The sequence below is a fragment of the Halomonas sp. SIMBA_159 genome (genome assembly GCF_046536035.1).
GTDB classification, from domain to species: Bacteria; Pseudomonadota; Gammaproteobacteria; order Pseudomonadales; family Halomonadaceae; genus Vreelandella; species Vreelandella venusta_A.
In genome coordinates this window covers 1-824 of record NZ_JAWJBT010000062.1, presented here as the reverse complement: position 1 = coordinate 824, position 824 = coordinate 1, and the positions used below count along the sequence as shown (strand labels likewise).

At 35.6% G+C, this 824-nt stretch carries 1 protein-coding gene; it reads right to left on the bottom strand.

The genetic code is table 11. The features are described from left to right. On the bottom strand, positions 1–706 hold a 706-nt coding region (locus R0J87_RS18315; protein WP_498887955.1), incomplete at its 3' end, for a hypothetical protein. Positions 707–824: the final 118 nt, after the last annotated feature.

Genomic DNA, 824 nt, shown 5'->3' with positions numbered 1-824 from the left:
CTTCTCCTTTTGAAATGACTTGTAAAAAATCATCTCTATCCCAAGGTTCTACAGCAACTTCTGTTACTCGATCCAAAAGGTCGCCGTTAAATTGAACCAATCTATTAGCTTCGCGCCAAATACCTAGAACAATAAAGACTAAATGATGGTCTTGAAATATTCGAAGGTCATAAGAAAATGATTTTTGAACATCGTGGCTCAGGTAATGAAAATTTTCGAGCACAACATATTTATTAAAGTCCTTTGAATGAAGAACTTCTGATACATCCTGTGCAAGTGCTAAGTTGTACTCAACGTGAGATTCCTTAACGCTGCTTTTTTCTGACGCTTTATCTTGTGCCTCTAATGTGGCTTTTGTATCACCGATAAAAGGAATTTTCACCCTGAAACTACCGCTAACCTTGCCACCATGCTCATATCCTGAATCTGTAGTTTCAGATTCAATGAATGTCACTCCAATTTGCCGCAATATAGATTTATAAATATCAACAGGTTGCGTATTAGGTGAGCACTCAACTTTTACATATTGATCTTCTGATAAATGCTTTAGTATTAGTGATGTTTTACCTTGCTTGGATGAACCATAAACAATTACTTCATTACCACTTTGCAAAGCTTCCTTAAACTTACTGTCAACAGCCTCCCTTTCCAAGTAGGTCTTAATTAGACGGCTACGAACGCCAAAAACATCTGAGGTTTGATGCATATGGGGTATCTCCCTTGATATAACTGAAACTATTAACTAAAAATAATATTGTTATCTCATTGTTTTAAAAAGCTAAAACAAACACTCAACAAATACAAACAAACTTAGCACACCATAT